The sequence below is a fragment of the Novosphingobium sp. UBA6272 genome, from assembly GCF_002440635.1.
Taxonomy (GTDB): domain Bacteria; phylum Pseudomonadota; class Alphaproteobacteria; order Sphingomonadales; family Sphingomonadaceae; genus Novosphingobium.
The window spans coordinates 563-25,678 of record NZ_DJUW01000004.1 but is presented as its reverse complement, the minus strand read 5'-3'; the positions used below and the strand labels follow the sequence as shown (position 1 = coordinate 25,678).

The following is a 25,116-nucleotide window of genomic DNA, read 5'->3' as shown; positions in this document are numbered from 1 at the left end:
CTTGGGCCGATGACGCTTGCCATTCAAGCCCTGATCGAATCAGAGCAGCAGACGCCAGATCGTCAGTCCAATGATCGCCACAGTTACGAATATACCTGCGGCGAGGGCCAGATTACCCTTCCAGTCCGGTTGAATGTTCACTTTTTACAGACCTTTGGCGCAGTTGCATTGCGCCATTCCCCGAACCTGCACTAGCGCACTCACGGCCAAGGGCAAGCGCAAATTTCCGCCATTCTCTGCTTGCCCCGGCGTGTGCCGCAGGGTTAAGGGCCGCGCCATCATGCTCAGCAACCTTGAACAACAGCCCGCCGATGCGCTGCTCGCGCTGATCAAGCTCCACAATGCCGATCCGCGGACCGACAAGATCGATCTCGGGGTCGGGGTCTATCGCACCGGACAGGGTGCGACTCCGGTTTTTGGTGCGGTCAAGGCGGCCGAGCGCAAGCTGGTCGAGTCTCAGGATTCGAAGGCCTACCTTGGCCCCGAAGGCGACATGGGCTTCGTTCACGCGCTGATGCCCTACATTTTCGGCAGCGAAGACCCGACCATGTCCGGGCGAATCGATGGCATGCAGGCCCCTGGTGGAACCGGTGCGGTCCGCCTTGCCGTGGCGCTGGCCAAGAAGGCCGGAGTCCAGCGGATCTGGATGGGTGTGCCGAGCTGGCCCAACCACGCGCAGATCCTGGGTGATCTGGGGGTTGAGCTGAAGACCTTCGTGCATTCCACCAAGTCCGGTCTGGTCGATATGGACGCGCTGCGCACCGCGCTGAATCTGGCCCAGCCGGGCGATGCCGTGCTGCTCCACGGCTGCTGCCACAATCCCACCGGGATCGATTACAGTAACGAACAATGGGACGAGATCGCCCCGCTGCTCGCCGAGAAGAAGCTGTTGCCGATCCTCGACCTCGCCTATCAGGGCCTTGGCAAGGGGATGGATGAAGACGCCTATGGCGTACGCCGCGTTCTGGCCGAGGTGCCCGAGGCGCTGATCGCCTATTCCTGCGACAAGAACTTCGGAATGTACCGCGACCGGGTTGGCGCGGTCTATGTGATGGCCGAGGATGCCGAGGTGTTGAACCGGGTGCTGTCGAACGGCCACGCGCTGGCCCGTGCAGCCTGGTCGATGCCGCCCGATCACGGCGGTGCAGCGGTACGGCTGATTCTGGAAGATCCCGATCTTACCGCAATGTGGCTCGACGAGCTGGAAACGATGCGGACCCGGATGAACCAGGTTCGCGCGCGGCTGGCCGAAGCGGGTCAGCAGGGCGCGGTCGATTTCAAGGTGCTGGGCGGGCAGAGCGGGCTGTTTTCGATGCTGCCGCTCAGCCCCGAGCAGATCCTTCGGCTGCGGACCGATCACGGTATCTACATGGCCGGATCGGGCCGGATCAACGTGGCGGGCCTGACCATGGGCAACATCGACAAGTTCATCGCCGATGTCGCCGCGGTGAGCAGCTGAGCCAACATCACAGCCGGGCACGGTTGAAACCTGGCGATCCGGAACAGGTTCGGATTGCTGAAACGTTTGGGTAAATAGCTGATATACAAACGTTTTAGTCAATGCGCAGGCGTGTGCCGGGCTCGCTGTGGCTGTAAACTTCCGATTTGTCTGCTTCACAAGGTTTGAATTTAGGGGTTGCCTGGGGGCAGTTGGTTTCGAGCGGCAGGTCATTGACCAGCTTAGGGCATGTTTCCGCAATGTAGGAAAGTGCCCCGTGCATCTGCTAAGGCCGGGACATGGACAGACAACCGACCCTCGAAGGTCCGACGCTATTGCTGCGTCCCCTGAGCGAATCCGATTGGCAAGCGCTCTATGCCGTCGCCAGCGATCCCATGGTCTGGGAACTGCATCCCGCCAGCGACCGCTGGAAGGAAGAGGTATTCCGCGCCTATTTTGCCGATGCCCTGGCGCAAGGCGGCGCGCTGGCAGTGATCGACCGGGCCAGCGGCGCGATCGTCGGCTCATCGCGGATGCAGGCGCATGACCCGGCGAACGGTGGCTCGGTCGAGATCGGCTGGACCTTCCTTTCCCGCAGCCACTGGGGCGGGCAATTCAATCGCGAGATGAAGCGGCTGATGCTGGCTCACGCTCTGCGGTTCGTCGAGCGGGTCGATTTCCGGGTGGGCGAGCACAACCTGCGCTCGCGGCGGGCGATGGAGAAGATCGGCGGCCGGTTGACTGACCGCGAAGGCGGAATTGTCGAGACCGTCAGTGGTCCGGCCCGGCATGTGATTTACGAGATTACCCGGCAGAGCTTTGCCGAAGGGCCGTTGCGCCAGCGCTAGTCGGCGTACCACAGATAAGTGATGTCGGGCATCTTCTCTTCGTTGCGCTCGCCGTCGGTCATTTCCTCGATTTCGAAACCGTGGCGCTCATAAAAGGCGCGGCCGCGCATATTCGACTGGAAGGTATAGAGCCGCAGTTCATCCTGATACTGCTGGGGCAGGGTGATCAGCACGCTGCCGATGCCCAGCCGCAGCCGGTCGGGCCGGACATAGAGGTGATCGATCCAGCCCGGCTGCCAGGCGATGAAGCCCAGCAATTCACTGCCCTCGAAAGCGCCCCAGACTTCGTTTTCGACCAGCACCTTGGTGCGGTGAAAGTCCAGATCCTCGGTCAGACTGTGCAGGCTGGTGTCATAGCCCGGGATCAACGCGCCGCTGGCCCGGTGCAGCGCCGCGGTCAGTTCCGCATCGGCCACGGACAGCTGCCTGAGCGCCAGCATGGCGGATCAATCCCGCCGCAGCTTTTCCATCCGCTGGAGATAGCGTGCCAGCACGTCGATCTCCAGGTTCACCGCATCGCCCGCCTGCAGCCCCCCCAGCGTGGTGACTTCCGCGGTATGCGGGATGATGTTGAGGTGGAAGGTGCAGGTACCGTCGGCATGATCGTCAACCGCGTTGACCGTAAGCGAGACGCCGTCGACCGTGACCGAGCCCTTGGGGGCGATGAACGGCGAGATTTCGGTCGGGGTGGTAACCGCCAGGTGCAGCGATCCGCCGACTTCCTCGCGCAGCGCGATCCGCCCGACCGCATCGACATGGCCGGTGACGATATGCCCGCCGAGCTCGTCGCCCAATTTCAGCGCCTGTTCCAGATTGAGCCGGCGTCCGGCACTCCATTGCTGTTGCGCGGTCTTGCTGACCGTTTCGCCCGAGACATCGACCGCGAACCAGGCATCGCCCGGCTGACCGCCACGATCGACCACGGTCAGGCAGACCCCCGAACAGGCAATCGAAGCCCCGATCGCGATCCCGGCAGGATCATAGGGGCAGGAAATCACCGCGCGCAGGTCGCCCTGGTCGCGGATCTCGCGGATGGTGCCAATGGCGGTGACGATCCCGGTAAACATCAGCTCTGCTCGTAGACTTGCAGCGTGTCGTTGCCAAGCGCGCGCGTATCGATCAGCCGCCAGGCCGGATCGGCGGCGAGTGCGGTCTCGGTCAGTTCGGGCAGGCACGGGCCGCTGCCGCCGATGGTGCGCGGGGCGCGGTAGAGCAACAGGCGGTCGACCAGCCCCGCCGCCAGCAAGGCACGGGCGGTGACCGCGCCGCCTTCGACCATCAGGTTCTGGACATCGGCCATGGCGGCAATCCGGGCCGGCTCGGACAGGGCGTGCCAGCCTGCGGGAGCCGCGCCGCTGGTCAGCAGCCAGCGCGCCGGGCTGCGCTGTTCGATTCCGGGCAGCCGCACGTCGAGCCGGGGCCGGTCCGCCTCCAGCGTGCCGCGCCCGACCAGGATCGCGTCCATCCGCGCGCGCCTGGCGTGAACATGGGCGCGGGCCACTTCACCGGTCAGCCACTGGCCTTCGCCCGGCGGCGGGGCGAGGTACCCGTCTTCGGACAGCGCCAGCTTCAACGTAACGTGCGGACGGCCCAAGCGGCGCTGGGTCAGATATCCGGCCAGGCTGGCGGTGCATTCCGGATGCTCGAACTCAGTCACCGCTATCCCTGCCGCGCGAATCCGGGCAGCGCCGGCTCCGGCAGTGCGCAGGTCGGGGTCAGCACAACCAATCACCACCCGCGCGACCCCGCTGGCGGCGACCAGCCCGGCGCAGTCCGGGCCGCGCGCACTGGCGTGGGCGCAGGGTTCAAGCGAGACGTAGAGCGTTGCGCCTTGGGCCGCAGCACCCGCAGCTTCGAGTGCCACTGCTTCGGCATGCGGCCGCCCGCCGGGCTGGGTCCAGCCGCGCGCAACAACCTTGCCATGCTTGACCAGAATCGCGCCGACCGATGGATTGGGGCGGGACAGCGGCTGCCCGCGCGCCGCCAGCCGGGCGGCGGCACCCAGCCAGCGGACATCCTCGCTATTCGGCAACCGGTTCGACCCCGGCCTGTTTGAGGATCGCGTCGGCCTTGGCTTTCTCGGCGGCCTTTTCGCGCGCGCGATCAGCTTCGGCCTGCTTCTTCATCTTGTCGACATCCATGCCCGAGGCCTTGCCGACCGTGGCCCACAGATCGCGGCCTTCCTTTTCGTAGGCTTCGATCGCGGCCTCGCGCTGTTCCTTTTCCTTCTGCTTGGCCTTGATGAATTCCTGGGTTTCAGCCTCGGTCCGGTCCAGCGGCCAGGAATTGATGTAGGTCACCTCGGGCAGCGGGCGGGGCTTCTTCCAGCTTTCCCACGCGAGCGAGGAGAACACGCCGGTAGTGATCGCCAGCGAGATCAGCGCGATCGGCCAGCGTTTGGATCCGGCGTTGCGGAATACATCGACGAAATCGCCGACCGCTCCTGTAGGATTGATCTTTTGCCAATAGGACATGCGCGCAAGATAGGGGCGCGGCGCGCCCAGCGCCAGCGTTCAGTTGTAATCGACCGAAATCGGGATGCGGCCGCGATAGTTGCCGCCGCGTCCGCTCTTGACCACCAGCCGGGCCCCAAAGGTAAACTCCAGCTCGCCATTGGCATCGAGCCGGGGGTGAGGCGGCAAGTTGCTGGTGAAGTCGGTCAATTCGGCGCTGGCCCCGTCGGGCGTGGTCATCGGCACCCGGGCCGGCAGGTCGACCCGGACTTCGCGCAAGGGCGCACCGGTGATCTTGCCGCGCCCGTTAACCGGGGCGCCGCCCAGATCGATCATGTCGCCCTGGGTGCTCTTGCTGCCGGTTTGGGCATCGACTGCCGCGCTGCCGCCGCTGCGGCTGGTCAGCGCCAGCTTGGCAAAGCTGAGGTCAGCCCAGATTTCGATACTGAGTGGCCGTTCGCCCGGCTTGGCCGATGGATCGGCATAGCACAGCCGGCAGCTGTCCTGCCCCTTGGCGGGCGGGACCGGCATCAGCAGGGCCACGGTCAGCAGCAAGGCAAGGCTTCGTGCCATGCTTGCAGAGTGGCCGACTATGGTTAATTCGCGGTTACGGGAAATTACCCAAGCGGGACATAGAGTTGCCGTCCTTCGCGCTTCAGCCAGCGATTCGCGGCGCGGATATCGTGCTCGAAAATCCGGTCGAGGAAGGCGTGAAATTCGGGGCTGTGGTCGAAATGGACCAGATGCGCGACCTCGTGAGCGACGACCGAGCGGCGCACGAACCCCGGCGCCATCACCAGCCGCCAATTGATCCGGATCGTACCGTCATGGGCGCAGGACCCCCAGCGCCGCCGTGCCCGGCTGAGCCCCAGCTTGGGCACCGGCTGCGCGGCGACCTCGCAGTAATGGGCCAGGTCTTCCGTCAGCAGCCGCAGGGCTTCGCCCTCCAACCAGCGGGTCAGACGAGTGCTGAGCGATTCGGCGGGCCCGCCAAGCTGAATCGCCTCGTCACTCAGCACGATCCGGCGCGGCGCGCGGGGATCGTGCACTATCGTGCGGGGAAGGCCCAGATAGGGGAGCATCGCCCCGTCGCCCAGTTCAACCTTCGGCGGCACGGCGGCCAGTTGCCCGGCCAGCCAGCCGGCCCGCTTGCGCGCGAAATCGAGCGCTTCCTCGCTGCGGCCCCAGCGCGGCAGGGTGATCCGCACCTCGCTGCCATCGGGGGCCAGCCGCATCGTCATCCGCTTGGCCTGGGCGCTGCGCCGCAGCACGACCGGGATCAGCTGCCCGGCCACTTCGACCTTGGGGTCCTCCCTGCTGTTCCTGCGAAGCCAGTCAATCATCGGCCAGCTCCACCCCCGGGGGAAGAATGACATGCTGTTCCAACGGGCCAGCCAGCGCTTCGGGAATCGCCTTGCCACGCACCGAGGCCCCGGCGCGGTGAACCGCCTCCGGATCGCCGCAGCGCAGATAGTGCCACTCCGGCAAGGGCTCACCGTCAGCGCGCAAGCGATAGGCACAAGTTTCGGGCAGCCACGGCAGGGTCGCTGCCAGCTTTGGCGTCAGGCGAACGCAATCGGGGACCTCGGCCTTGCGATGCTTGTAGTCGCTGCAGCGGGCCGACGGGATATCGAGCAGGCGGCAGGCGACGTTGGTCATATAGATGTCGCCGGTGTCTTCATCCTCGGCCTTGTGCAGGCAGCACTGGCCGCAGCCGTCGCACAGCGCTTCCCATTCGGCCTTGTCGAGGGCCGCAATCGGCAATTCCCAGAAGCGGTCCCTCACTTGACCAGCGCGGCAAGGTCCGCCGCGACCGTGGCCGGGTCCTTGTCGACCGGTAATGCAGCGATCGGCTCGCCGTTCTTGCCCATCAGGTAGGCCATCCGGCTGTGATCCATCAGGTATCCGCCGGGCGTATCCGCACCGCGTGCGGCCACCGCCTTGAACGCCTTTACCGCCACGTCGACCTCAGCTTGCGAGCCGGTCAGCCCGATCAGCCTGGGGGAGAAGGCGGCAGTAAATTCGCCGACGCGGGTCGGGGTGTCGCGCGCCGGGTCGATCGTGATGAAGATCGGCTGGACCTCTGCCGCTTGCTGCGGATGGTCCTTGGCGAACTCGGTAAAGCCGCGGATCAGTATCGAAAGGTCCATCGGGCAGGCATCGGGGCAAAAGGTATAGCCGAAGTAGACGATCCGGTACTTGCCCTTGAAATCATCCCAGCTGACCCGCTTGCCGTCCTTGTCGGTAAGCGTGAAGGGCCCGCCGATCGCCGCGCCGTCGATCAGGGCGCCGGTCACCTTGGGTTCTTCCTTGCGTTCGGCTTGCGAACAGGCGGAAAGGGCGAGGGCGGCGAAGGCGAGCGTGAAAATCGGCTTGGTCATGGCGCGGCGGTTCATGCTCTGCTAAACCGCGCCGCGCAAGGAGGCTTTCGGGGCAGGGTCGTGATTCCCGCTCCGCGCCAACAGGAGGAATTGTTTCCGTGCCGAAGTTTCGCAAGTTGTCGCTGATTCTGGCCCTGGCTACCCCGCTCGGTGTGCTGGCCTTGCCCGCGCCCGCAGCCGCCCAGTTATCGGAAAGCTACAAGTTCCTTGAAGCGGTCAAGAAGAAGGAAGGTGACAAGGTCACCGAAATGCTGGCCGAGGGCAATCCCAACCTGATCAACACCAAGGACCTGACCAGCGGGGAAACCGCGCTGCACCTGGTTACCCAGCGCCGTGACCTGACCTGGATGTCCTTTCTGATCGGCAAGGGCGCCAACGTGAATGCCCGCGATGCCAAAGGCGTGACGCCGCTGGTGATCGCCAGCAATCTCAACTTCCTCGAAGGGGTCGAATTGCTGGTCGGGCAGGGCGCGCGGATCGACGAAAGCAACAATTCGGGCGAAACCCCGCTGATCACTGCCACGCACAATCGCAACATTCCCTTGATGCGGGTCCTGCTCAAGGCCGGGGCCGATCCAGACCGGGCCGACAATTCGGGCCGCACCGCGCGCGACTATGCCAAGCTGACCGGCAATCCGGCGCTGCTAGGTGTGATCGTCAGCGATGCCAAGCCCAAGGGCAAGCCGGGGCAGGGTCCGCAGATCTTCGGCCCGAAGTTCTGACCATGGGCGAAGCGCAGAGCCTCGATGAACTGCGAATCGCGCTGGCTCCCGGCATCGCCCAGGCTGCGGCGTTCGATGGCTGGAGCGAAGCGGCGGTGCGCGATGCGGCCCAGTCGGCCGGGATCGATCCGGCTGCGGCGCTGTTCGCCTTTTCCGGCGGGCCGATGCAGATGATCGAAGCCTGGGTTTCCAGCGTCGACGCGGCGATGGCGCAGGCGCTGCCGGCCGAGCGGATCGGAAATCTCAAGATCCGCGAACGGATCCGCACCCTCGTTCAGTTCCGGCTCGACGCGATTGTCGGCCAGAAGGAAGCTCTGCGCCGCGCGCAGGCGATCATGGCCATGCCGCAGAACGTGGCGCGGACCGTGCGGCTCGGCTGGCGCAGCGCCGATGCGATGTGGCGGCTCGCCGGTGATACGGCGACCGATTACAACCACTACACCAAGCGCATGACACTGGGTTCGATTTACGCTGCGACGCTCGCGGTCTATGTGAACGACACCAGCGAAGACCATGCCGAGACCCGGGCCTTCCTCGATCGCCGGATCGAAGGGATCATGAAATTCGAAAAGGCCAAGGCCCAGTTGTTGCGCCCGCGCGAGGAAATGTTCAGCCCGGCACGGCTGCTGGGAAGGTTGCGGTACCCGGCGCGTTGAGCGCGAATTTCCCTTGCGACTTCGAGCACGAGCGGCATTACTTGGCGCGTTGACAGATGTTCGACTGGAGCGATCCAGGAGGGGGAGATTTCCATGAACAGTATTATTCGAACAGCCCTTGTGGTTGCCGCATTAGGCTGCGCCGAACCCGCTTTCTCCCAAGCGCAAGCGGTCGACCCGGTCGCGCGCGCCGAAGCGGCGCAAGCACTCGCCGCGGCAAATGCGCCGAAGATCACCAAGGCCACCATTGTCGTCACCGACATCCCCGGGACACCGGCCGCGGCAGACCCCACCGGGAGCGTCGGTAACATGTTGGTTCAGGTAAACGCGACAGATCCAAACGTCGCGGGCTACCTCGGGTTCAAATACGGCGCCGACGGTAAGGGCGTGATCAACATGTGGGTCAAGACCCGTGGCACGAAGATGAACACCTTCGACGCAGTTCGGGCAGGGGACCGGGTGGTTTCCGACTTGTGGCAGGCTGGAACCGGCAGCCAGACTGGGCATGTCGGCGGGACTCGCGTTATCATCGACCAGAATCCGGCCAATGCCGGCGAAGTTGCGGGGCGCTGGCTGCTGATCACCGGCTCCGGCGTTCATAACAGCCAGGCTTCGCGGCAATACCCCAACCGGTTCGGCCCAATCACCGCAATCGCCGCGAACAGCTTTCAACAGGTGCTTTTTCCCGGCGGACTTGGTGGCCCGCTGCCGCCCCCGGGTTCGAACTTTGGCGGCTGGGTTGTGATCTCTGCGGGCGCGAGTTCGCCCGGGTTCGGTCCGCTCAAGTTTCTCTCGTCGAACGCGCAACTGCTTGCCGTACCCGAACCGGGAGCATTCGAGGTCGACGCAGGTGCCATGCCCTATTTTACGAAGGCAGACGGGGTGAGGCGCAGCTTTGTTCTGAACGACACCGCTGCACCGACGGTCAAGCCGCTGGCCGCAGCCGGCACCGGAGCGAGCGTGTACATCGACGCACAGGGCAATTCAGGTATCATTACCCTAACCACCGGCAACGCTCCGGCAGGGGGAGGTCAACTAATTGTGACCTATGCTCACCCCTATCCCACGGCTAGCTATCCAGTGATCGCGGCAGCCAACGCGCCGAGCGTGACTGCGGTGCGAAACGGGTTTGTTGAGGCCACTCCGGCCGGGTTCACGTTCAACGTCCCAGCAGGGCTGGCCCCAAACACCGCCTACGCCATCACCTTTAACGCACCGGGAAAGTGATATCCGGCGACCAATTCGAATGACATGCAATGAGCCAGGGTTTTTGGAGTCCGGGCCGGCGCAACGCTCGACCCGCCTCCAAATTGGCCAACGCGCTATGGTCGCTGCGGTTGCTGGGGCGGCCATGGTATCCGGTCCGCTCGTTCTTCCTCATGCGGGGGAGGAATTTGACCTCGATCAATATTATTGCGAATGACTTGCAACTAGCGCCGCGCTGTGGCAGCGGCGTTCGGGCATGACGATCGACCATCTCCCTATTGGAATGAGCGCCCGCATCGTCGCGGTCGACTGGGCACGGCTGGTGCCGGAAGAGGCGCAGCGCTTGCAGGCGCTGGGGATCGATCTCGGCGCGAAGGTCAGCGTCGCGCATCGCGGGGTGTTTTCCGGGCGCGATCCGATCGCGCTCTCGGTCGGGCGGATGGCGGTGGCCCTGCGCCGCGCCCATGCCGAAGCGATCGAGGTGGAATGGCTGTGAGCCTGCGCAGTGCGGCCCTGGTCGGCAATCCCAATGCCGGAAAAAGCGCGCTGTTCAACGCGCTGACCGGCGCGCGCCAGAAGATCGCCAACTACCCTGGCGTCACCGTTGAGCGGAAGGCCGGACGGCTGGTCCTCCCGGGCGGCGAAGCGATCGAGCTGACCGATCTGCCCGGCTCCTACGGCCTCCACGCCACCAGTCCCGACGAGGAAGTGACCCGCAAGGTCATCATGGGCGAGTTTCCGGGTGAGCCGGCGCCGCAAGTGCTGGTCATCGTTCTCGACGCCTCCAACCTCGAACAGCACCTGGTCTTCGCGCAGGAGGTGATCGCGCTGGGCCGGCCCTGTGTGATCGCGCTCAACATGGTGGACCTCGCCGAGCGCGACGGGCTGACGATCGATCCCGCCGCGTTGCAGGAGGCGCTGGGCGTGCCGGTGATCGCCACCGTCGCGGTCCGCCGCCGCGGACTGACCGAACTGGCCGCCGCAATTGCCGCCGCTGAAGAACGCGCGGCCGAGCATCACCGCCCTCATACCACGCTGACCGAGCGGCGGGTTACCGCCCATGCCATTGCCGAGGCGGCGATCGTTTCGGAAACCGCGCGCCACCGGCTTCACGCGAAGCTTGACCGGTTGTTCCTGCACCCTTGGGCCGGGCCGCTGATCCTGTTCGCGCTGCTGTTCGTCGTGTTCCAGGCGGTGTTCACCTGGGCCACCCCGTTTGCCGACGCGCTGGAAGGCGGAATTGGCTGGCTGACCGCACAGGTCCGCGCGCTGATGCCTGAAAGTCTGCTGCGCGATCTGATCACCGATGGTGTGCTGTCGGGGGTCGGTGCGGTGGTGGTGTTCCTGCCGCAGATCGTGATCCTGTTCTTCTTCATCCTGGCGATGGAAGCTTCGGGCTATATGGCCCGCGCCGCCTTCCTGATGGACCGGATGATGGCGGGTGTGGGCCTGTCGGGCCGCAGCTTCATCCCGCTGCTCTCCAGCTTTGCCTGCGCGATCCCCGGGATCATGGCGACGCGCAGCATCACCGACCCGAAGGACCGCCTGACCACGATCCTGATCGCCCCGCTGATGACCTGTTCGGCCCGGCTGCCGGTCTATGCGGTGATCATCGCGGCCTTCATTCCCAATCGCTCGGTGCTCGGGCCGGTCGGCCTGCAAGGGCTGGTCCTGCTGGGGCTCTATGTCTTCGGGATCATCGCGGCGATGGTGGTGGCGCTGGTGCTGCGCCGCTCGGTCACCAAGGGCGCGGCATCGGGCTTCATCATGGAGCTGCCCAAGTATCAGATGCCGCACCCGAAGGACCTCCTGATCGGACTGTGGCAGCGCGCCTGGATTTTTCTGCGCCGTGCCGGGACGATCATCTTCATGGTCACGGTTGTGCTGTGGCTGCTGCTCAACTTCCCGCGTGCCGCCCCAGGCGAAGATCAGGTCGACGCCTCGATCGCCGGGCACCTTGCCAACGGCCTTGCAGTGGTGGTCGAGCCGATCGGGTTCAACCGCGACATCGCCTTGTCGCTGATCCCGGCAATGGCCGCGCGCGAGGTTGCGGTCAGCTCGCTCGCCACCTCCTACGCCGTCAGCGCCGGCGATGATGAGGCAGCCCAGGCCCAGCAGCTGGGTGACCGCCTCAAGGCCAGCTGGTCGCTGCCAACTGCACTGGCCTTCCTCGCCTGGTTCGTCTTCGCCCCGCAATGCATGAGCACGATCGCGGTGACGCGGCGCGAGACGAACGGGTGGCGCTGGCCAATCTTCATGCTGATCTACCTGTTCGCGCTGGCCTATGTTTTCGCCGGTCTGACCTATTGGACGGCGGTGTGGTTGGGGCTGGGATAGCGATTTCTCTCGCAAAGGCGCAAAGGCGCGAAGAGTTAGACAATGCGCCGTAGGCCATGTTTTTGGACGTCTACGCAAAGCCTTGATCAAACCTAGGATCGATAAACGGCTACGCCGAATTCGACGGTCCTTTGCGCCTTCGCGCCTTTGCGAGAGTCCATGAGAGTGCCTGTGGGAAAATCCGGGGCCGCCAATCTGGAACTCGTCCCATCAAGGCGCTAGGCCATCGCCAAGCAAATCAAAGGGACTCGATTCGATGGCAGGCAGCGTCAACAAGGTTATTCTGATCGGCAACCTTGGAGCCGATCCCGAGGTGAAGTCGTTCCAGAACGGCGGGCGGATCGCCAATCTGCGGATCGCCACCAGCGAAAACTGGAAAGACAAGAACACCGGCGAGAAGAAGGAGCGGACCGAATGGCACACCGTGGTGCTCAATTCGGACGGCCTGGTCGGCGTGGCCGAGCGCTATCTGCGCAAGGGCAGCAAGGTTTACATCGAAGGCCAGCTGCGGACCCGCAAGTGGCAGGATGCCCAAGGCAATGACCGTTACAGCACCGAAGTGTCGGTCGGCGGCATGGGCGGCGTGCTGACCATGCTCGATGGCGCCCCGGGCGGCGGCCAGGGTGGTGGAGCCGGCGGCGGTGGCGGCAGCTATGGTGGCGGCCAGCGTAGTGGCGGCGGAGACTTCGGCGGCGGACAGCGCTCTGGCGGCGGCGGCTTCGGTGGCGGTCAGTCGGGCGGCGCTGGCGGCGGCTTCGCCGACGATCTCGACGACGATATCCCGTTCTGAGGGCTATTCCTTCAGCAACCCCTTCAGCGCGGCAAAGGCCCCGCCTTCGCCGGCGCTGAGGATCCCGGCCTTGCGGCGGAATTCCTCGGCATTCGGCCCTTCGAGATAGGGATCGATTGCCAGCGCCATGGTCTGCGCCACGGCCTCACCCAGGTCAAACCGAGTGCCGTCCATCTCGATTTCGTCGAGATCGTCGGCGGTCAGTTCGATTTCTTCGTCGGCAGCGGTGGGCGGGATTGCGGGGATGAAGCGCAGGGCGACGGGTTCGTCGATGCGGACCGCCAGATCCTCCCCCGATATTGCGCAGCTTTGCACCACCTCTGCCGCTAACCGACCATGGGCGCGGACTGCGGGACCATCGGCGACCAGCGTAATTGTCGCTTCAAGCGAACCTACCGATACCAAGCCAAAACGCCGCGCGAGGGCGCGGCATTCGCCTTCGTTCGCCGTAATTCGCTGCGGATCGGCCGGCAACCGGGCCGCGTCGAAGATCCGTTCCAGCTCGCTCATCGCGCAATCCTCCCGTCGAGCAGCGAATCGTCGTCGATTGCGGCCAGTGTAGCGGCCAGCACGCGCAGCTCAGCGGCGATGGCGGGAGGGCTGGCCTTGTCGGTCAGGGTGACATTGCGTTCGATCGCCGCGATCAGAGCCGCGTCATCGGACTCGGCCAGCGCGGCACGCAAGGCATCAAGCCGGCCGCCGAGCACGCTCATCAGCTTGCCCATCCGCTTGCCCATCACCAGATCGCCAACCCCGGCCTGGCGCAGCTGGCCGTCCATATCGTCGACGAACAGTTCGGTCAGCCGGGCCGACATGCCGCGCAGATGTTCGGTCCGCTCCATCCGCAGCATCGCCGCTACCAGCACCAACGTGATCGCATCGAACCGGCCCTCGACAGTGTCGGCAATCCCGCCCTTGGTATACCAACCCGGCTCGCGCGCGATTTCGACCACGCGGTGCCACAACCGGCGGACCCGAGCCTGATCTTTCGCGCCAGAGGCAAACAGGCGCTTGAGCAGCGACATCGCGGGTATTCCTTCCATTCAGCGGGCATTAAACCGTTACGACCCATGCGGCGGCATTGCGCGCAAGGGCAAGGCGGCCTAAGGCTGGCCGCGATAGATCAGATGGGGCGGAGCGGGCAATCCCGCAAGGCCGCCCGGACGGAGCAATTTGACGATGCAAGGCAAGGTTCGTTTCCTCGGCGTGGCAGTGGCGGTACTGGCGCTTTCGGCCTGCGCTTCGATCAAGGACCGTCGCGGTTACCTCGTTGACAATGCCCTGCTCGATTCGGTTCAACCGGGGATCGACAACCAGATGTCGGTCGAACGCATGCTTGGCCGCCCCAGCTACATCAGCCAATACGGCCGCAAGGACTGGTACTATATTTCGACCAACACCCGCCAGGCCGCCTTCACCCGGCCCAAGGCCAAAGAGCAGTTGATGGTCAAAATCACCTTCGATGAGAAAGGCAACGTCGCCGGGGTCGAACGCTCGGGCATCGAGAAGGTCGTTCAGTTCAACCCGGATGGTGACAAGACACCGACCCTGGGCCGCGAACGGACCTTCCTCGAAGACCTGTTCGGCAACATTGGGCAGGTCGGCGCCGCCGGTACCGGCGGTGGCGCAGGTGGCGGTCCGAACGGCAGCTAGGTTGAAGCCCGCCGGATAAGTCATATATCCGCAGGCATGAACCATTCCAACGACAGCCACGGTCTGATCCAGTGGCACGGCACCACCATCATCGGCGTCAAGAAGGGCGGCAAGACCGTCATCGCCGGCGATGGCCAAGTTTCCATGGGCAACACCGTGATAAAGCCCAACGCCAAGAAGGTCCGGCGGCTGGGTGACGGCAGCGTGATCGCCGGGTTCGCCGGGGCGACCGCCGATGCCTTCACGCTGTTCGAACGGCTGGAAAAGAAGCTTGAGCAGCACCGCGGCCAGCTGATGCGCGCGGCGGTGGAACTGGCCAAGGACTGGCGCACCGACAAGTACTTGCGCAACCTGGAAGCGCTGATGATCGTGGCCGACAAGGACGTGCTGCTGATCCTTACCGGAAATGGCGATGTGCTCGAACCCGAGGAAGGCATCGCCGCGATCGGATCGGGCGGCAACTATGCGCTCTCCGCCGCCAAGGCGCTGACCGATTACGAGGACGATCCCGAAAAGATCGCCCGCCGCGCCATGGCCGTTGCCGCTGAGGTCTGCGTCTTCACCAATGACCGCGTGACGGTGGAAACCGTCTAGTCCCCCTGCCGCCTGCGGGAGGGGTTAGGGGTGGGCCGGTCCCATTCACTCCCCGCAGGCCCACCCCTGACCCCTCCCGCAAGCGGGAGGGGGGAGCAAGAGAATGATCGAAAACCTCACCCCCAAAGCCATTGTCCGCGCGCTGGACGAACACATTATCGGCCAGGCCGATGCCAAGAAGGCCGTGGCCGTTGCCCTGCGCAACCGCTGGCGGCGTCAGCGGCTCGGGCCCGAGCTGCGCGATGAGGTGACGCCCAAGAACATCCTGATGATCGGCCCGACGGGCTGCGGCAAGACCGAGATCAGCCGGCGGCTGGCCAAGCTGGCCGAAGCGCCGTTCGTCAAGGTCGAGGCGACCAAGTTCACCGAGGTCGGCTATGTCGGCCGCGATGTCGAACAGATTGCCCGCGACCTGGTCGAGGAAGCGATCCGGCTCGAGAAGGACCGCCGCCGTGATGCGGTGCGCGATGCGGCCGAAAAGGGCGCGATGGACCGGCTGCTCAAAGCGCTGGTCGGCGATGGCGCTTCTGAGGCGACCCGCGAATCGTTCCGCCAGCGGATCGTCGAAAAGGCGATGGACGACGTCGAGGTTGAGATCGAAGTGGAGGACAGCCCGGCCGGCGGGATGGAGATCCCCGGCATGCCCGGCGGGATCGGCATGATCAACCTGTCCGACATGATGAACAAGGCGATGGGCAAGCAGAACCTCAAACGGCGCAAGCTCAAGGTGCCCGATGCCTGGGCCAAGCTGGTCGACGAGGAAGCCGAAAAGCGGATGGATCAGGACGACGTCGCCCGGGTCGCGCTGCTCAATGCCGAAACCAACGGCATCGTCTTCATCGACGAGATTGACAAGATTGCGGTCAGCGACGTGCGCGGCGGCTCGGTCAGCCGCGAAGGCGTGCAGCGCGATCTGCTGCCGCTGATCGAAGGCACCACGGTGGCCACCAAGTATGGGCCGATGAAGACCGACCACGTGCTGTTCATCGCTTCTGGCGCGTTCCACGTCGCCAAGCCCAGCGACATGCTGCCCGAATTGCAGGGCCGCTTGCCGATCCGGGTCGAGCTGTCGGCGCTGAGCGAGGACGATTTCGTCCGGATTCTCTCCGAAACCCGGGCCAACCTGGTCGAGCAGTACAAGGCGCTGCTGGGGACCGAGAAGGTCACGCTCGACTTCACCCCCGGTGCGGTCCGCGAAGTCGCCAGGATCGCATGCCAGGTCAACGAAGCGGTCGAGAACATCGGTGCGCGGCGGCTCCAAACCGTGATGGAAAAGCTGCTAGAGGATCTGAGCTTCGAAGCCGAAGATCGCGAGGGTGAGAGCGTGACCGTGGATGAAGCCTATGTGACCGAGCGGCTGGCCGGTCTGGCGCGGGACACGGACTTGTCGAAGTATATCTTGTAGCGGCTTCAATGTTCCTTTAATGTTCCTGCGCGAGCTTGAAGGAGACAGGCCATGGAACTGACCGGCGGATGCCAGTGCGGCGCGGTGCGCTATCGCGTAACAGGTGAACCGCAGCACAGGGCGCTGTGCCACTGCGTGGATTGCCGTAAGAGTGCGGGCGCGCCGGTGGTCGGCTGGGCCGCCTTTGCCGAAAGCGACTTTGCGGTTGAGCAAGGCCAGGCTGCGACGTTCAACTCATCCGGTGCCTCGATGCGCAGCTTCTGCCCGACCTGCGGTACCGGTCTCTATTTCCGCAATGCCGAAACCCTTCCGGGGATCGTCGACATTCAGATCGCGACGCTCGACGATCCTGACGCACTGCCGCCCGATGCGCAGATCCAGGTGGCAGAGCGGATCGGCTGGATGAAGGACGCGCATGACCTTCCCGCATTCAAGCGCTATCCGGGCATGCCAGAAGACTAGGTCAAGTCATGGTCCCCTCCCCGCCGGGGAGGGGCAGCGAGACTTGGCAGCTTGCTGCCTAGTCGCAGCGGGGTGGGAGGACCACGCCAGCGTCGAACCCCCACCCCAACCCCTCCCCGCCGGGGAGGGGCTTTCAGCGAAGTCTGCTGCTGCTATAGTCGCGCGATGCAAACCCCTGACGACCGTCCGATCTATCGCCTGCTCACCGGTAAGGACGACCACGCCTTTTGCGAGCGGGTGTCCGAGGCGCTGGAGCAGGGCTGGCGGCTCTATGGTTCGCCGTCGCTCGCCTGGGATGAGGAGGGCGGCTGCATGAAGTGTGCGCAGGCCGTGGTCTGGCATGAAGCCGACGTGGTGAAGTAGCCGTTTAGCGGGTCAGAACCCCGCGCGGTGCCCGGCGGGCGATCCATTCGATCACCTGCTGGCCATGCGCCTCGTCAAGTCCCGCGCCCATACCCACGGTCTCGCCGCGGAAATCGAAACTGACCACCCCGGCCTTGCCGAAGTCCTTGAGCGGCGAAACCAGCTTTTCGAGACTCGCGGCCTGTTCATCGTTGCTGATGCCAAGATCGAACACTTCGGCCAGCCGATAACGCTTTTCCCGCTTGAGGCCGAACAGGCGCCAGCCATGGACCAGTTCGCCATTGCGGATCTGGATTGTCTCGCGGGTCAGCAGGCTGGTGAGGATGATCAGCACAAGATAGAGCGCGCCGCCGATCAGCCCGGCAAAGGCGGTGTATTCAAACCAGCCAGGTTCGTGTTCGAACAGGGCGTGCATCTTAACGATCATGAAGCCGAACCCGGCCAGGGTGCCGCCGACCACTTTCCAGCTGCGCCGGATCGGCATGACCAGCCGCTCGCCCTGTTCGTCGAATTCGGTCCAATAGCGCGCCTTGGCGAAATCGGGGCCGAGCAAGTCCATGAAATGTAGCGTAGGTTTGTCCCCTGTCGGGGTCAACCAGTGCGGTTACTCCGCCGCTTCGCCCAGTTCCTCGATCGCTTCGGCCTGGCGCGCCCACATTTCGGCATAGAGTCCGCCGCGGCGCAGCAGTTCGCCATGGGTGCCCTGTTCGGCCAGCAGGCCGTCGTTCAGCACCAGAATCGTATCGGCATCGGCAATCGTCGAAAGCCGGTGAGCGATGGTCAGCGAGGTGCGGCCTTCGGCGACCGAGTGCAGCGTCGCCAGGATGTCCTGCTCGGTCCGGGTGTCGAGCGCCGAGGTCGCCTCGTCGAGCAGCAGGATCGGCGGGTTCTTGACCAGGGTGCGGGCGATCGCCACCCGCTGCTTCTCCCCGCCCGAGAGCTTGAGCCCGCGCTCGCCCACTTCAGTGTCGAAACCCTGCGGCAGCCGCCCGATCAGGTCCATCAGCGCCGCGCCGCGCGCCGCCGCCTCAACCTCGGGCAGGCCGGCACCGTCACGGCCATAGGCAATGTTGTAGCCGATCGTGTCGTTGAACAGCACCGAATCCTGCGGGACGATGCCCAACACCTTGCGCAGCGATTCCTGCGTAACGTCCTTGATATCCTGCCCGTCGATCAGGATCCGGCCCGACCAGGGATCGTAGAAGCGGAACACCAGCCGCGCGATCGTGCTCTTGCCAGCACCCGATGGGCCGACCACAGCCACCTGATGCCCGGCCGGCACTTCGAAGCTCAATCCCTTCAGGATCGTGCGGTCGGGTTCATAGCCGAACACCACGTTGTCGAAGGTCAGGGTCGGGCGGCTGACCACCAGCGCCGGGGCACCGGGCGCGTCAGCCACTTCGACCGGCGTGTCGATCAGGTCGAACATCTGGGCCATGTCGATCAGCCCCTGGCGGATCGTGCGATAGACCATGCCGAGCAGGTCGAGCGGGCGGAACAGCTGGGTCAGATAGGTCTGGACGAAGACCAGATCGCCCACGCTGTGGCGGCCTTTGGACCACTCCCACACGGTGTAGGCCATGGCCCCGGCCATCAGCAGGTTGGTGATCAGCGCCTGGGCTATGTTGAGCAGGCCCAGGCTGTTCTCGCTTTTGACCGCCGCATTGGCAAAGGCCTGCGCCGATTCCTCATAGCGCTGCGCCTCGCGGACTTCGGCGTTGAAGTACTTCACCGTCTCGTAGTTGAGCAGCGAATCGACCGAACGGGCCAGCGCCTGCCCGTCGAGCCGGTTCATCTGTTCGCGCAGGGCGTTGCGCCAGTCGGTGATCCAGCGGGTCACCGCGCCATAGGCGACCACCGCCAGCGCCGTTGCCGCGACCAGCCCCCAGCCGAAGCTGAAGTAGAAGATCACCGCCACCGCAGTCAGCTCGATCACGGTCGGGGCGATGTTGAACAGCATGAAATAGAGCATCACGTCGATGCTCTTGGTCCCGCGGTCGATCGTCTTGGTTACCTCGCCGGTGCGGCGGGCGAGGTGGAAACGCAGCGACAGCTGGTGCAGGCGGTTGAAGGTATCGACTGCCAGCTGCCGGGTCGCCTCCTGGCCGACCCGCTCGAATACGATGTTGCGCAGGTTGTCGAACAGAACCCCGGTGAATCGCCCCAGCGCATAGGCCAGGACGAAGGCGAAGGCGATCTGGAACGCCGCGCTGCCACTGGTGCCCATCGCATCGACCGCACGCTTGTAGGCATAGGGCAGGGCCAGCGTGATCGCCTTGCTGAGCAGTACCAGCAGCACGGCCAGCACGATCTTGCGCTTCAGGGCCGGGCGATCCTTGGGCCACAGATAGGGCAGGAACCGGCGCAGGCTGCCCCAGCCGTCATGGCGGGCGGCGCTATCGGAGGATGGGGCGTCGGGGGGCATCGCCCCCATGTAGGGGCAAGCCCGCGAAAGGGAAGGGGCCGCGCGCCGCGGCCAAAGATCAGTTCAGCCGCGAGTTCACGTGGTCCGAAAAGCGTCCGGTATAATCCATCGAACTGTCCGGCACGTCGAAATAGATCTTGCGGGTGGCGAAATCGATTGCGACGCGGTCCAGCTGGCGCAGGTCGCGCATACCCAGGAACAAGGCCGGCTTGTCAGCCAGGCCGAGGGCCTTGAAATGCGGCGAATCGGCGTAAGCGATCATCACGTTGCCGAAGTTGACCTGATCGATCTTGAGGTTCCGGCCGAGCCCGATGTCAGCAATAATGGTCTGCCCGGTGACCGAGCGGAGCTCGACCTGGCCGTTGAGCCCGCGTTTGGACAGCTTGTACTGCAATGCCCGGTTGCCGATCGAGGTGTCCGACCCGGTATCGATCACCACCTGAACCTTGATCCCGTCGATCACGGCATCGGCCATGATCAGCTGGCCCGAACGGCGCCGAGCGGTCACCACGATCTCGTAACCGCGGTTTCCGCCCAGGCTGCGGGCATCGGCCACCGCCATCAGTCCGCGCTTGAAATCGATCTGGACCCGCTGCCCCTGCAGGCTGTCGAGCCCGACGATCCCGTCCGCGCCAATGTCGGCCCGCTCGAGCAGCGGGGCGAGCACGCTGTAATAAGAGCGCTTGCCGAGGCCAATCTCGTCGATTTCGACCGTATCGACCATTTCGCTTCCGGCCACCCCGGTAAGCTTGGCCTTGGCCCCGATCGGAATACCCAGCGTGGTGGCCACCCCGGTCGAGACCACGGTGTTCTGCGATCCGGTATCGATCATGAACTGGAACGGCCCGTGGGTTCCGATCCGGACCGGAACGGTCAGGCGCTCGTGCCGGTCATCCTGGGTCTGGATAACATCGACTTCGCTGGCTTGCTGGGCGCCGTTCTGTCCGACCATCACCGGCATGGCCAGCACCAGTGAGACGAATGGGGCAATGAATTGGCTAACCGACATGGCGGTTCTCCTCTCTCTTATGACGGCAGGATACCACGCTGCTCTACACTGCGCCATGTCGCCGGTCGAAGCGGTTGGCGCATTTGCCAAAGCTTAAGGGGCTGCTGCTATGGCCATGGCATGATCGATCTGGCTGACCGGGCGCTGCGCAAGCTGCGCGAGCTGCAATTCAACCGCGACGCGCGGGCCATTCTGGCGACGTCGCCCGTTCGCGCGGCCGACGATGGCGTGGTGCTGTTCTCGATGATCGGCACGCGGGTCGTGCTGCCTTACCTGATCGCGGCGAAAAGCCTGCACGCCCAGCTGGGCAAGGGGCGTTTTGTGATCCTCGATGATGGCACGCTGACCGTTGAGGACCGCGCCGTCCTGGCCGCCCATCTCGACCGGCCAGAGATCTTGGCGATCGGCGATGTCGAACTGGGCGATTGCCCGCGCGGCGGGTGCTGGGAACGCCTGCTGACGCTCCTGGCGCTGCGCCGCGACAATTACGTGATCCAGCTCGATTCGGACACGGTTACACTTGGCCCGGTGCCCGAAGTGCTCGCCGCGATCGATGCGGGACGCGGTTTCACGCTGTTGGGCGGAATCGACGCGGAACTAGTTCCAGTCGAGGCGATCGCCGCTCACCTTTCGTCGGTTCCGGCTGATGCCCATGTACAGCCCAAAATCGAGGCGTTGCTGGCCGAAGTCGCCAGGCGGCAGCCGCAGCTTTCGCACTATGTCCGGGGTTGCGCAGGCTTTGCCGGCTTTGCTCCGGGCGGGATGGGCCGCGAGATTGCCGATGCCTTCAGCCGCGAGGCAATTGCGCTGCTCGGCAAGCAGGTCTGGTCGGAATGGGGTAGCGAACAGGTTATGAGCAATGTTATCGTCGCCAACGAGGGCGAGCCGGTGTTGCTGCCCTATGATCGCTATCTCAACTTCTGGAACGAGCCCTATGGCGATGATGCGGCGCTGGTCCACTTCGTCGGGACTTATCGCTATCATCGCGGGGCCTATGCCCGGGCTTCGCGGCAGGCGATGGCCGGGCTCGGTGCGATCCGCGCTGCGGCCTAGCGCTTCAGCACCAGTTTCAGCATCTCGTCGATCCGTTCGCGGGCGAAGGTCAGTAGCCAGCCGCCGTAGATCGCGCCGCCAACGCTGACCAACAGCGCCAGCCTGGCCGGATGCGGCATTACGGGCAGTGCCCGATCCAGCAGGACGACGCTGGCAGCCATGGCGATCCCGGCCAGCACCGGCGCCTGCAGCGCAGCGATCAATTCGCGCGGCCTGACCCCGATCACCGGCAGCGACAGCATCGCCGAGACCACAGTCAGTACAGGGTAGGTCAGCGCCCAGGCCACAGCCAGCCCGACTACGCCATAGCGCACGCCGACGTAAAAGGCCGGCGGCATCAGCAGCGCACCGAGGATCGATGTGCGGGTGGCGATGCCCGGACGGCCGCAGGCGTTGGTTGCCGGCGCGAACAGGACGTGCAGCGTCATGAACGGCATGGCCAGCGCAAGCAGGGCGACCACCGGAGCGGTGGCAGCCTTGTCGTCGCCCAGCATCGTCCGCACCAGCGGCTCGGCTGTGGCGGCCATGCCAAGGCAGAACGGCATCGCCAGCAACATGATCGTGCGGACCGACTTGAGGAAGCCGGCGGAAACCTCGCGCAGGTCGTGCTGGATCCGCGCATAGGCGCTGAATGCCACTTCGTTGAGCGGCGGCACCACCTTGGTCACGAAGATGTGGGCCAGGAACAGGCTGATCGTATAAAGTCCCAGATCGTCCTTGCCGAGCAGGCGGCCGGCGATGACGATGTCGGCCTGGGTCTGCAGGAACCAGAAGATCTGCCCGCCCATCACGATCCCGCCATAGTCGGCCAGCGCCCGCGCACCGCGAAAGTCGAAGCTCGGCAATATCCAGGCCTTTGCGGCGACCATCATCCCGATCGCGCGGCTGACAAAGGTGGCCAGCGGCGCGGCAACCAGCGTCCACACCCCCCAGCCGGAAAAGGCTCCGATCAGTGCTACGACCGCGCCCAGCAGCGCCGATCCCATATTGACCTGGGCCTGCCGGCGGAAATCCATCTCGCGCGCCAGCACTGCATAGCCGACCCCGAGGAACGGGTTGGTCAGATAGATCAGTGCCTGGACCCGCAGTAGGTCGGCCACGCGCGGCTCGGCGAAATAACTCGCGACCAGTGGAGCCAGCAGCACCTGCGCCAGAGCCAGTGTGCCATTGATCGCGATCAGCAGGCCGAACAACTGGCGCAGATTCTGCCGGTTGAAATCGCGATCCTGAATTGCCGCGCTGGAAAAGCCCGAACCGTTGAACAGGCTGAGCAGGACCAGCATGGTCGAAGTCATCGCGAACAGGCCGTAATCGGACAGCGGCAGCAGCCGCATCACCAGGAAGGTTGAGACCCAGGCGACCAGCTGGCTGAAGATTTGCGTGCCCGAACGCCAGATCACCGCGCTGCGAACCTGGCTGCGCAGCGCGCCGCCTTCTGCAGGCGCCTCGCTGGCGGTGGTCATGATACAGCGCTTTGTAGCACGGCCTTGAGCCCGCTTTCCGATCCGCCGCGACTGTGCTTGCGGCGACGCCAGGCCAGCATCGGGCGGGCGAGTGAAGGAAACAGCGTCCAAAGCGCGAAGGAGAGTGTCCAAACCGGCCCGGTGACCTGCTCCTTGACGGCACGGAGAGCGGCCAGACCGCCGGCGGTATCGCCATCGATCACCCGGTCCATCGCGTGTTCGAAATCGATCGCCTGCTGGGTATCGTGGGCGAGGCGCCGGGCCAGGGCAAGTTCGGGCGCGTCCGAAGGCAGGGTGGCGATCGCCTTGTCATAGACCCTCAGGTTGCCGCGCAGCATCTTCTCGCGGCTGGCCGAGGCCGAATCGACCCGTACCCGGTATTCGCCCAGCACCTCGTCGATATAGCCGGCGAGGCCGCCGAGCTGCATTAACTGGACCCACATGTCGAAGTCTTCGCAATGGGTGAAGGTGGTATCGAACCCTTTGGTCCGTTCGAACTCGCTGCGACGAAAGGTTGTGCCGATATAGACGCCAAAGCTGCGGTCGAGCACTTCCGCCAGCGTGCCATGCAGACCGTCTCCAGCCCCCTGCTTGCCTTCGAAGCACAGCCGTTCGCGCGGGACCGCTCCGAAGATGTGGGCATTCACGGTGACCAGGCACAGGCTGGGATCGGCGTCGAGCCGGGCGGTGGTGCGGGCGAGATAATCCGGCCGGAACCGGTCATCGCCATCAAGCAATGCAATATACGGTGCACTGGTCGCCGCGATCGCGGTGTTGCGCGCTCCGGATACGCCGTGATTGTCGGTAGCGAGGAAGCGGATCCGTGGATCGTGCAGATAAGGTGCGACCGCACCCGCGACATCGTCGGGCGCGCCATCGTCGATCACCACGCACTCCCAGTCGGGCATGGATTGGGCGAGCAGCGAATCGAGCGCTTCGCCGACCAGGTGGGCGACTCCATAGGCAGGAACAATCACCGCAACGCGCGGTGCGGCGGGAATCACGGGGGGGAGGGCGACCTCTGACATGCCGCGCGGTATAGCTAAGGGGCGTTAATCATCGCCTTACGCGGCGAGATTCGGAGGAAAATTGCTGGATTCGGGAACGATTCGATCCTCCGAGGCACAGGATCGAACTCAAAATCCTCAGATTTCTGCGGCTTTCCGCAGCTGCGAAATAAAATTGCAAAAAAGGCGTTGACCGAATCAAAGGTCAGGCTTAGAGGCCCGTTCACCGGACGGGAACGCCGCTTCAAAAACGGCAGAAACGCCCCGGTCGCCAACATAGACGGACAACAGTCCCCCGGTATAAAAATCGGGGTACGATGGTTGTCCGCCTGATTTTGTCGCTTCGGCGGCGAGGTTGACGGCTCTTTGACATTGTCGGTTTTAGATGAAGGGACATGTGGGCGACGGCGCCTGCTCCCGGGGCTTCAGGGCTCGGGGTGGCAGTTTAAAATAGTCGTTACCATTACATATGTCCTAACGTAACCATACGTTTAGATATGTGCAGGGTAATTGACCCCTGAATTAATTTTACGTCAGATGGCAGGCTTCGGCCTGTGCTGTTGTGAGATTGGACACAAACTTGAGAGTTTGATCCTGGCTCAGAACGAACGCTGGCGGCATGCCTAACACATGCAAGTCGAACGAACCCTTCGGGGTTAGTGGCGCACGGGTGCGTAACACGTGGGAATCTGCCTTTTGCTTCGGAATAACAGTTAGAAATGACTGCTAATACCGGATAATGTCGCAAGACCAAAGATTTATCGGCAAAAGATGAGCCCGCGTAGGATTAGCTAGTTGGTGGGGTAAAGGCCTACCAAGGCGACGATCCTTAGCTGGTCTGAGAGGATGAT

Annotated in this window: 29 protein-coding genes and 1 rRNA gene (1 of these 30 running past the window's edge); 15 read left to right on the top strand and 15 right to left on the bottom strand. The window is 64.3% G+C overall.

Annotation, left to right across the window (positions count from 1 at the left end; genetic code table 11):
* Positions 1–280 precede the first annotated feature (280 nt).
* Positions 281–1,459 carry an aromatic amino acid transaminase gene (locus B2V17_RS03760; protein WP_292995350.1) on the top strand — a complete coding sequence of 393 codons (1,179 nt, stop codon included), beginning with the start codon at positions 281–283 and terminating at the stop codon, positions 1,457–1,459.
* Positions 1,460–1,737: 278 nt separating this feature from the next.
* Positions 1,738–2,286 (top strand): GNAT family N-acetyltransferase, encoded by a 549-nt coding sequence (locus B2V17_RS03755; protein WP_292995348.1) that lies wholly within the window; start codon positions 1,738–1,740, stop codon positions 2,284–2,286.
* Here the strand turns inward: B2V17_RS03755 and B2V17_RS03750 are convergent.
* Genes B2V17_RS03750 through B2V17_RS03715 form a run of 8 tightly spaced genes read right to left on the bottom strand, consistent with a single transcriptional unit; the run spans position 2,283 to position 7,120 of the window.
* Positions 2,283–2,726, bottom strand: a complete 444-nt coding sequence (locus tag B2V17_RS03750; RefSeq protein WP_292995346.1) for a GNAT family N-acetyltransferase — start codon at positions 2,724–2,726, stop codon at positions 2,283–2,285. The two genes, B2V17_RS03755 and B2V17_RS03750, sit on opposite strands and share 4 nt — an antisense overlap.
* Positions 2,727–2,732: 6 nt before the next feature.
* Positions 2,733–3,353 (bottom strand): riboflavin synthase, encoded by a 621-nt coding sequence (locus B2V17_RS03745; protein WP_292995344.1) that lies wholly within the window; start codon positions 3,351–3,353, stop codon positions 2,733–2,735.
* Entirely contained in the window at positions 3,353–4,318 is a 966-nt protein-coding gene (gene ribD, locus B2V17_RS03740) for a bifunctional diaminohydroxyphosphoribosylaminopyrimidine deaminase/5-amino-6-(5-phosphoribosylamino)uracil reductase RibD (RefSeq protein ID WP_292995342.1), read from the bottom strand. Before ribD ends, B2V17_RS03745 begins: the two co-directional genes overlap by 1 nt.
* The gene (locus tag B2V17_RS03735) at positions 4,308–4,760 is read right to left on the bottom strand and encodes a hypothetical protein (RefSeq protein WP_292995340.1); all 453 of its coding nucleotides are present in this window, start codon (positions 4,758–4,760) and stop codon (positions 4,308–4,310) included. The genes ribD and B2V17_RS03735 overlap by 11 nt, the downstream gene beginning before the upstream one ends.
* A gap of 39 nt (positions 4,761–4,799) precedes the next feature.
* Positions 4,800–5,312, bottom strand: coding sequence for a DUF4402 domain-containing protein (locus tag B2V17_RS03730; protein ID WP_292995338.1), 513 nt, complete (start codon positions 5,310–5,312; stop codon positions 4,800–4,802).
* Between the two features lie 44 nt (positions 5,313–5,356).
* Complete coding sequence (locus B2V17_RS03725; RefSeq protein WP_292995336.1) at positions 5,357–6,082, bottom strand: M48 family metallopeptidase; 726 nt, start codon at positions 6,080–6,082, stop codon at positions 5,357–5,359.
* Positions 6,075–6,524: a YcgN family cysteine cluster protein gene (locus B2V17_RS03720; RefSeq protein ID WP_292995334.1), complete on the bottom strand. Its 450-nt coding sequence runs from the start codon at positions 6,522–6,524 to the stop codon at positions 6,075–6,077. The genes B2V17_RS03725 and B2V17_RS03720 overlap by 8 nt, the downstream gene beginning before the upstream one ends.
* Entirely contained in the window at positions 6,521–7,120 is a 600-nt protein-coding gene (locus B2V17_RS03715) for an SCO family protein (RefSeq protein ID WP_292995332.1), read from the bottom strand. The genes B2V17_RS03720 and B2V17_RS03715 overlap by 4 nt, the downstream gene beginning before the upstream one ends.
* A 98-nt stretch (positions 7,121–7,218) precedes the next feature.
* On the opposite strand from B2V17_RS03715, the gene B2V17_RS03710 reads away from it, so the two are divergent.
* The 6 genes from B2V17_RS03710 to ssb all read left to right on the top strand — a co-directional run bounded on the left by B2V17_RS03710 (position 7,219) and on the right by ssb (position 12,831).
* Positions 7,219–7,842 carry an ankyrin repeat domain-containing protein gene (locus B2V17_RS03710; RefSeq protein WP_292995330.1) on the top strand — a complete coding sequence of 208 codons (624 nt, stop codon included), beginning with the start codon at positions 7,219–7,221 and terminating at the stop codon, positions 7,840–7,842.
* 2 nt (positions 7,843–7,844) lie between these two features.
* On the top strand, positions 7,845–8,498 hold the full coding sequence (locus tag B2V17_RS03705) for a COQ9 family protein (RefSeq protein WP_292995328.1): 654 nt from the start codon (positions 7,845–7,847) through the stop codon (positions 8,496–8,498).
* A 93-nt stretch (positions 8,499–8,591) separates the two neighbouring features.
* Positions 8,592–9,725 (top strand): hypothetical protein, encoded by a 1,134-nt coding sequence (locus B2V17_RS03700; protein WP_292995326.1) that lies wholly within the window; start codon positions 8,592–8,594, stop codon positions 9,723–9,725.
* Between the two features lie 235 nt (positions 9,726–9,960).
* Complete coding sequence (locus tag B2V17_RS03695; protein ID WP_292995324.1) at positions 9,961–10,200, top strand: FeoA family protein; 240 nt, start codon at positions 9,961–9,963, stop codon at positions 10,198–10,200.
* Positions 10,197–12,041 (top strand): ferrous iron transporter B, encoded by a 1,845-nt coding sequence (feoB, locus tag B2V17_RS03690; RefSeq protein ID WP_414690755.1) that lies wholly within the window; start codon positions 10,197–10,199, stop codon positions 12,039–12,041. The genes B2V17_RS03695 and feoB overlap by 4 nt, the downstream gene beginning before the upstream one ends.
* Positions 12,042–12,297: 256 nt before the next feature.
* Positions 12,298–12,831, top strand: coding sequence for a single-stranded DNA-binding protein (gene ssb / locus B2V17_RS03685; protein WP_292995320.1), 534 nt, complete (start codon positions 12,298–12,300; stop codon positions 12,829–12,831).
* A 3-nt stretch (positions 12,832–12,834) separates the two neighbouring features.
* Here the strand turns inward: ssb and B2V17_RS03680 are convergent, their stop codons facing one another.
* Both B2V17_RS03680 and B2V17_RS03675 read right to left on the bottom strand, forming a co-directional pair.
* Positions 12,835–13,341 carry a YceD family protein gene (locus tag B2V17_RS03680; RefSeq protein WP_292995318.1) on the bottom strand — a complete coding sequence of 169 codons (507 nt, stop codon included), beginning with the start codon at positions 13,339–13,341 and terminating at the stop codon, positions 12,835–12,837.
* Positions 13,338–13,856, bottom strand: a complete 519-nt coding sequence (locus B2V17_RS03675) for a ubiquinol-cytochrome C chaperone family protein (protein ID WP_292995316.1) — start codon at positions 13,854–13,856, stop codon at positions 13,338–13,340. The genes B2V17_RS03680 and B2V17_RS03675 overlap by 4 nt, the downstream gene beginning before the upstream one ends.
* 154 nt (positions 13,857–14,010) lie before the next feature.
* Between B2V17_RS03675 and B2V17_RS03670 the strand changes: the two genes are divergently transcribed.
* The 5 genes from B2V17_RS03670 (at position 14,011) to B2V17_RS03650 (ending at position 17,308) form a co-directional block, all read left to right on the top strand.
* Complete coding sequence (locus B2V17_RS03670; RefSeq protein WP_292995314.1) at positions 14,011–14,484, top strand: outer membrane protein assembly factor BamE; 474 nt, start codon at positions 14,011–14,013, stop codon at positions 14,482–14,484.
* Between the two features lie 36 nt (positions 14,485–14,520).
* Positions 14,521–15,078, top strand: coding sequence for an ATP-dependent protease subunit HslV (hslV, locus tag B2V17_RS03665; RefSeq protein ID WP_292995312.1), 558 nt, complete (start codon positions 14,521–14,523; stop codon positions 15,076–15,078).
* Positions 15,079–15,181: 103 nt separating this feature from the next.
* Positions 15,182–16,483 carry an ATP-dependent protease ATPase subunit HslU gene (gene hslU, locus B2V17_RS03660; protein WP_292995310.1) on the top strand — a complete coding sequence of 434 codons (1,302 nt, stop codon included), beginning with the start codon at positions 15,182–15,184 and terminating at the stop codon, positions 16,481–16,483.
* 51 nt (positions 16,484–16,534) lie between these two features.
* Positions 16,535–16,945, top strand: a complete 411-nt coding sequence (locus tag B2V17_RS03655) for a GFA family protein (RefSeq protein WP_292995308.1) — start codon at positions 16,535–16,537, stop codon at positions 16,943–16,945.
* Positions 16,946–17,110: 165 nt separating this feature from the next.
* Entirely contained in the window at positions 17,111–17,308 is a 198-nt protein-coding gene (locus B2V17_RS03650; protein WP_292995307.1) for a DUF1737 domain-containing protein, read from the top strand.
* Between the two features lie 4 nt (positions 17,309–17,312).
* Here B2V17_RS03650 and B2V17_RS03645 read toward each other — a convergent pair whose 3' ends face one another.
* The 3 genes from B2V17_RS03645 to B2V17_RS03635 are packed head-to-tail and all read right to left on the bottom strand — an operon-like array spanning position 17,313 to position 20,742.
* Positions 17,313–17,867 carry a hypothetical protein gene (locus B2V17_RS03645; RefSeq protein WP_292995305.1) on the bottom strand — a complete coding sequence of 185 codons (555 nt, stop codon included), beginning with the start codon at positions 17,865–17,867 and terminating at the stop codon, positions 17,313–17,315.
* A gap of 45 nt (positions 17,868–17,912) precedes the next feature.
* The gene (locus B2V17_RS03640; protein WP_292995303.1) at positions 17,913–19,733 is read right to left on the bottom strand and encodes an ABCB family ABC transporter ATP-binding protein/permease; all 1,821 of its coding nucleotides are present in this window, start codon (positions 19,731–19,733) and stop codon (positions 17,913–17,915) included.
* 58 nt (positions 19,734–19,791) lie between these two features.
* Positions 19,792–20,742: a retropepsin-like aspartic protease gene (locus tag B2V17_RS03635; RefSeq protein ID WP_292995301.1), complete on the bottom strand. Its 951-nt coding sequence runs from the start codon at positions 20,740–20,742 to the stop codon at positions 19,792–19,794.
* Positions 20,743–20,862: 120 nt separating this feature from the next.
* On the opposite strand from B2V17_RS03635, the gene B2V17_RS03630 reads away from it, so the two are divergent.
* A complete protein-coding gene (locus B2V17_RS03630) occupies positions 20,863–21,795 on the top strand; it encodes a hypothetical protein (protein ID WP_292995299.1) in 933 nt (310 codons plus the stop codon).
* Here the strand turns inward: B2V17_RS03630 and B2V17_RS03625 are convergent.
* Entirely contained in the window at positions 21,792–23,258 is a 1,467-nt protein-coding gene (locus B2V17_RS03625) for a lipopolysaccharide biosynthesis protein (RefSeq protein ID WP_292995297.1), read from the bottom strand. The two genes, B2V17_RS03630 and B2V17_RS03625, sit on opposite strands and share 4 nt — an antisense overlap.
* The gene (locus B2V17_RS03620) at positions 23,255–24,286 is read right to left on the bottom strand and encodes a glycosyltransferase family 2 protein (RefSeq protein WP_292995295.1); all 1,032 of its coding nucleotides are present in this window, start codon (positions 24,284–24,286) and stop codon (positions 23,255–23,257) included. The genes B2V17_RS03625 and B2V17_RS03620 overlap by 4 nt, the downstream gene beginning before the upstream one ends.
* Before the next feature lie 555 nt (positions 24,287–24,841).
* Here B2V17_RS03620 and B2V17_RS03615 point away from each other — a divergent pair.
* Positions 24,842–25,116, top strand: a 16S ribosomal RNA gene (locus B2V17_RS03615); its annotated part runs 562 nt beyond the window's last position; the annotation flags it as partial.

Bases quoted from the DNA above. Each gene is read 5' to 3' on its own strand.
- hslU (WP_292995310.1), top strand. From the start codon at position 15,182: ATGATCGAAAACCTCACCCCCAAAGCCATTGTCCGCGCGCTGGACGAA.
- ssb (WP_292995320.1), top strand. From the start codon at position 12,298: ATGGCAGGCAGCGTCAACAAGGTTATTCTGATCGGCAACCTTGGAGCC.
- B2V17_RS03645 (WP_292995305.1), bottom strand. From the start codon at position 17,867: ATGGACTTGCTCGGCCCCGATTTCGCCAAGGCGCGCTATTGGACCGAA.
- B2V17_RS03625 (WP_292995297.1), bottom strand. From the start codon at position 23,258: ATGACCACCGCCAGCGAGGCGCCTGCAGAAGGCGGCGCGCTGCGCAGC.
- B2V17_RS03705 (WP_292995328.1), top strand. From the start codon at position 7,845: ATGGGCGAAGCGCAGAGCCTCGATGAACTGCGAATCGCGCTGGCTCCC.
- B2V17_RS03750 (WP_292995346.1), bottom strand. From the start codon at position 2,726: ATGCTGGCGCTCAGGCAGCTGTCCGTGGCCGATGCGGAACTGACCGCG.
- B2V17_RS03655 (WP_292995308.1), top strand. From the start codon at position 16,535: ATGGAACTGACCGGCGGATGCCAGTGCGGCGCGGTGCGCTATCGCGTA.
- B2V17_RS03730 (WP_292995338.1), bottom strand. From the start codon at position 5,312: ATGGCACGAAGCCTTGCCTTGCTGCTGACCGTGGCCCTGCTGATGCCG.
- B2V17_RS03725 (WP_292995336.1), bottom strand. From the start codon at position 6,082: ATGATTGACTGGCTTCGCAGGAACAGCAGGGAGGACCCCAAGGTCGAA.
- B2V17_RS03760 (WP_292995350.1), top strand. From the start codon at position 281: ATGCTCAGCAACCTTGAACAACAGCCCGCCGATGCGCTGCTCGCGCTG.
- B2V17_RS03650 (WP_292995307.1), top strand. From the start codon at position 17,111: ATGCAAACCCCTGACGACCGTCCGATCTATCGCCTGCTCACCGGTAAG.
- B2V17_RS03715 (WP_292995332.1), bottom strand. From the start codon at position 7,120: ATGACCAAGCCGATTTTCACGCTCGCCTTCGCCGCCCTCGCCCTTTCC.
- hslV (WP_292995312.1), top strand. From the start codon at position 14,521: ATGAACCATTCCAACGACAGCCACGGTCTGATCCAGTGGCACGGCACC.
- B2V17_RS03700 (WP_292995326.1), top strand. From the start codon at position 8,592: ATGAACAGTATTATTCGAACAGCCCTTGTGGTTGCCGCATTAGGCTGC.
- B2V17_RS03745 (WP_292995344.1), bottom strand. From the start codon at position 3,353: ATGTTTACCGGGATCGTCACCGCCATTGGCACCATCCGCGAGATCCGC.
- B2V17_RS03695 (WP_292995324.1), top strand. From the start codon at position 9,961: ATGACGATCGACCATCTCCCTATTGGAATGAGCGCCCGCATCGTCGCG.
- B2V17_RS03755 (WP_292995348.1), top strand. From the start codon at position 1,738: ATGGACAGACAACCGACCCTCGAAGGTCCGACGCTATTGCTGCGTCCC.
- B2V17_RS03680 (WP_292995318.1), bottom strand. From the start codon at position 13,341: ATGAGCGAGCTGGAACGGATCTTCGACGCGGCCCGGTTGCCGGCCGAT.
- B2V17_RS03675 (WP_292995316.1), bottom strand. From the start codon at position 13,856: ATGTCGCTGCTCAAGCGCCTGTTTGCCTCTGGCGCGAAAGATCAGGCT.
- B2V17_RS03630 (WP_292995299.1), top strand. From the start codon at position 20,863: ATGATCGATCTGGCTGACCGGGCGCTGCGCAAGCTGCGCGAGCTGCAA.
- B2V17_RS03640 (WP_292995303.1), bottom strand. From the start codon at position 19,733: ATGCCCCCCGACGCCCCATCCTCCGATAGCGCCGCCCGCCATGACGGC.
- B2V17_RS03635 (WP_292995301.1), bottom strand. From the start codon at position 20,742: ATGTCGGTTAGCCAATTCATTGCCCCATTCGTCTCACTGGTGCTGGCC.
- B2V17_RS03620 (WP_292995295.1), bottom strand. From the start codon at position 24,286: ATGTCAGAGGTCGCCCTCCCCCCCGTGATTCCCGCCGCACCGCGCGTT.
- B2V17_RS03670 (WP_292995314.1), top strand. From the start codon at position 14,011: ATGCAAGGCAAGGTTCGTTTCCTCGGCGTGGCAGTGGCGGTACTGGCG.
- B2V17_RS03735 (WP_292995340.1), bottom strand. From the start codon at position 4,760: ATGTCCTATTGGCAAAAGATCAATCCTACAGGAGCGGTCGGCGATTTC.